Here is a 3775-nt window from a genome sequence, read left to right on the forward strand (position 1 = left end):
AAATCTGTGGCTAATCCAGATCCCGCTCCTGTCCGCAAAGAAGTGACAGATTTCCCTTCTACCAATGCCAATGGACTGCCTTCCACCGCATCCATGACAAGAATAACCCCATTTATTAGGGGCAATCCTATTTGAGGATTATCAAAATGAACATTCACTAATTTAATAGAATTGTATTTTCCATCCTTGATATAAGCGGGCATGGATAGATGCAGTGCATTTTGATCTTCCATGGGAAGGTTGATTCGGTTGGGAACTATAGCAGATCCATCACTTAAAGCAGTGAAGGCAGTTCTCATGCTTTCTATTGCATCTGACATGGACACTACGGACCGAACATCATCCGCCGAATAAAATGGTAAATTCATAAAGTGTAATAGTTTCTATTTTTTAGTAAGTGCCCAGGAACCATCCCAATCATCACCGGGGGGATTATCGCGGTAATGTTCACAGCGTGGAATATAAACGCGGCTTGGGTTGGTTTTTCTGCCGGGAAACATATCTTCAAGTTTATCAGAAGCTTTGAATGCGTCAATAGCCTTTTCCCATTCTTGATTTCTATACAAAGCTAGGGCATCATGATAGGCATCAAGAAGTTTATCATATCCCGGAGGCATCTTCCCTTTTTCAGCTATGAGTTCGAATACTTGAGCCGGTTCTGATTTTCCCATAACAACTACATAATCCAAATCACGCCAGATAAATTTATCCTTACATGCTTTATATGTTTCATCGGCTACTTGGATATAAATACCATATTGTTTTGCAGATGCTTCTAAACGTGCCGCCAAGTTTACCGTATCACCCATCATGGTATAATTCATGCGCATGGTTGAACCCATATTCCCCGTAACCATTTGTCCACTATTGATACCAATTCTATTTTGCATATGGTGAACAATCTCGGGCCAACGATCTCCCTGGCCTTGCCATTTTAATCGCAATTCATCCAAACTTTCTTGCATTTTTATGGCCGTGATACAAGCCCAATATTCATGATCCTCTACAGGCGCCGGTGCACCATAAAAAGCGACAATTGCATCACCTATATATTTATCCAGTGTACCTTTATTATCCAATAGGATATCGGTCATTTCAGTCAAATAATCATTCAACAATTCCACTAAATCACTGGCCGATAATTTTTCTGAAAAGGCAGAAAAGCTCTGGATATCCGTGAAGAAAGCAGTGTGATATCCTTCGTTTCCACCAAGAGAAGGTTCTTCCTTCGCATCGAACATTTGATCAATAAGTTCCGGAGAGATATAAGCACCAAATGTATCTTTTAAAAATCGTTTATCTTTTTCTACCACTAGAAAGTTATAAAGGAAAATACACCCATAAGTCCCCATCATAGCTAATGCAGGACGTACAATTTCCCACATGAGCAAAGAAGAAAAAAACTGGCTATAAGAAAATAATACCCATCCAATGATTCCTACCAAGGGAACAGGAAGTGTATAAAGCGGTTTCTCCGGGAGGCTTACCAATACCCCAAGGAGTACACAAATTATGATAATCATTACAAATGTTTCAGATCGGTGTTTTGGCTGAACAAATTCACCTTTGAGAAGACTCTGCATTACATTGGCGTGAATCTCTACCCCAGCGAATGTTTCCTGAACCGGTGTGTTACGAAGATCCATAAGTCCCGGGAGCGACGCCCCAACAAAAGCCACTTTATCTTCCCAATATTCCGGCGGAAGCATTTCAGGGTCAAAACAATACATATAGGGTAAATAATAAAATGTCTGGAATGGCCCATAGTAATTCACATACATGCGGCCGTGGTCATCAATTGGGATCTCACGAACGACAGTATTTGTGGTATCAATCAATCGTAAAATATTATTTTCGAAGTCATAATCGAACCCACCATCCTTTTTAATTCCAAGGATATCAATGGCGGCAGACATGACCAAACTGGGGTAAACATGGTCCGGACCTTCAAAATAAATGGCTGTAGGCGAACGGCGGATAACACCGTCTTCATCCTGTGGAAAATTCGCTGATCCAGCTCCCACAGAAGCCGATAGCAGATCTACATAGGTATTTCCCACGCGATCCGCTTGGGGAAGTTTTAATTTGGCTTCTTCGGAGATACCGTGAATAATATGCTTTTCAAAATAATACCCCTCCGGCTCCGTTTCCATTTTATACAAAAAATTAAGTGTATCTTCTTCTTCAAATACTAAGGCGTGATAGGTTTTTTGGGTATTGTAAGTCGCCTCTAAAAAAGTAGCCGGATCATTGCTGGTGAGATATTCGTCTGTTACATCAACCAGGGCTTGATTTGGGGATGCATTTTCATTGGTGAGGGCATTAATCAGGTCATAATTAAATGTATTCTCTTTGTCAAAAATAATATCAAAAATGAGAGCCTTAGGATTCCCTGATGAAACGGTATTAATTAAACGACCATGGTAGGCCTGAGGCCAATCAAAATAATGACCTAAACCACCATCTTCTGGCGGAGCCACAGATGTATTATCAATATCAACTATAACCACATCATCAATGGACATTTGTTCAACTCCCACAGTTCGAGCTCTCATTCGCCCATCGTAGGACAGAAATTCATAACCATCCAACAATGATTTAATAAAGGGAACCTCATAAGATCCCCAGCCAACAATAATGGCCACCGCCAAACCGATGGCGCCGCCGATCCCTAATCGTTTTAAGAAGTCAGACATTTAAATAAATAAAATAAATTGTGGATTAGTTCCCGTCTTTCCCATCCTGCTCCTTATTCCATTTGACGAAATCAAGGCCGTTATCCGCATCTTGATTAAACTTGAACATGGAATATTTTCCGTCTTTTCTGACGTTTATTTGCATCCCTTCAACAAGACTCACCCAATCTTCTAAAGAAACCTCATAGGGGCCGGATACTTGATCTGGCGCCTTCACTTCTGTCACAGGACCCAATGTGAATTTGGGTGCACCGCCGCCCGGCTGAAAACCCTGTTTTTTCTGTTTTTCACGGGCCTCCGTTACATTTTTTGCCGCATTCACATCTACTTTACCTTCATAAACCAACACAGAACTTTCTTCATCACCCGCTTTGGCTCTGTACTTGGTACCACGAATAGCCGCCACAGCAGTGGGCGTCCGGATAGCCACATTTTTCTTTTCACCGAATGCAGCTTTGGCCGCCACCCAGATATCACCTTTTTTGAGTGTGGCACCAAAGTTCTTTTCCATGGGTTTTACGTTTGCTTCGGTGATTTCCAATTCTGAATTTTGCCCGATTCGCAATTTGCCACCGCCCACCAGGGTGATCTCACAACGGGATTTAGCCAATGTTTTAATCACATCTTTTTCATGAATCGCCATTCGTGGCAGGGCTCTTTTAAAATCTCCGGTACCGCCTTTTTGGACTTGAACCCGCCCAAGGGGCAGGGTGATTTTCCCAAATTCCTTTTGCCCAAAAGCAAAAGTGCTCATACAAAATGCAAGTATTAATAGTTGTTTCTTCATTTCATCAAAACCATCTTTTTTGTATCCTGAAATAGTTGTGTACCATTATGAGATATGACCTCAAGTCGGTATAAGTATACACCGGAGGGTAGTTGTCTGCCGTAATCGTCTTTGCCTCCCCAAATAAAACGGTGGTTCCCTTTTCCAAAAGATCGGTTGAATGCCAATGTATTCATTTCCTCACCCAAAAGGTTATAAACCCTAAGGGTAATATTCGCATCCTCAATAAGTGATACGCCAATATTGGTCACAGGATTGAATGGATTGGGACTATTTTGGGCCAACTCGAAGG

Annotated in this window: 4 protein-coding genes; all 4 read right to left on the reverse strand. The window is 41.6% G+C overall.

The genetic code is table 11. The features are described from left to right. On the reverse strand, positions 1-368 hold a 368-nt coding region (locus tag HN459_00065; GenBank protein ID MBT3477835.1), incomplete at its 3' end, for an ornithine cyclodeaminase family protein. A 15-nt stretch (positions 369-383) separates the two neighbouring features. Further along, entirely contained in the window at positions 384-2696 is a 2313-nt protein-coding gene (locus HN459_00070; protein MBT3477836.1) for an adenylate/guanylate cyclase domain-containing protein, read from the reverse strand. 25 nt (positions 2697-2721) lie between these two features. Further along, a complete protein-coding gene (locus HN459_00075) occupies positions 2722-3483 on the reverse strand; it encodes a FecR domain-containing protein (protein MBT3477837.1) in 762 nt (253 codons plus the stop codon). Beyond that, a partial coding sequence (locus HN459_00080; GenBank protein ID MBT3477838.1) for a hypothetical protein occupies positions 3480-3775 on the reverse strand: 296 nt, incomplete at its 5' end. The genes HN459_00080 and HN459_00075, both read right to left, overlap by 4 nt.

The sequence above is a fragment of the Candidatus Neomarinimicrobiota bacterium genome (assembly GCA_018647265.1).
GTDB lineage: Bacteria > Fidelibacterota > Marinisomatia > Marinisomatales > TCS55 > TCS55.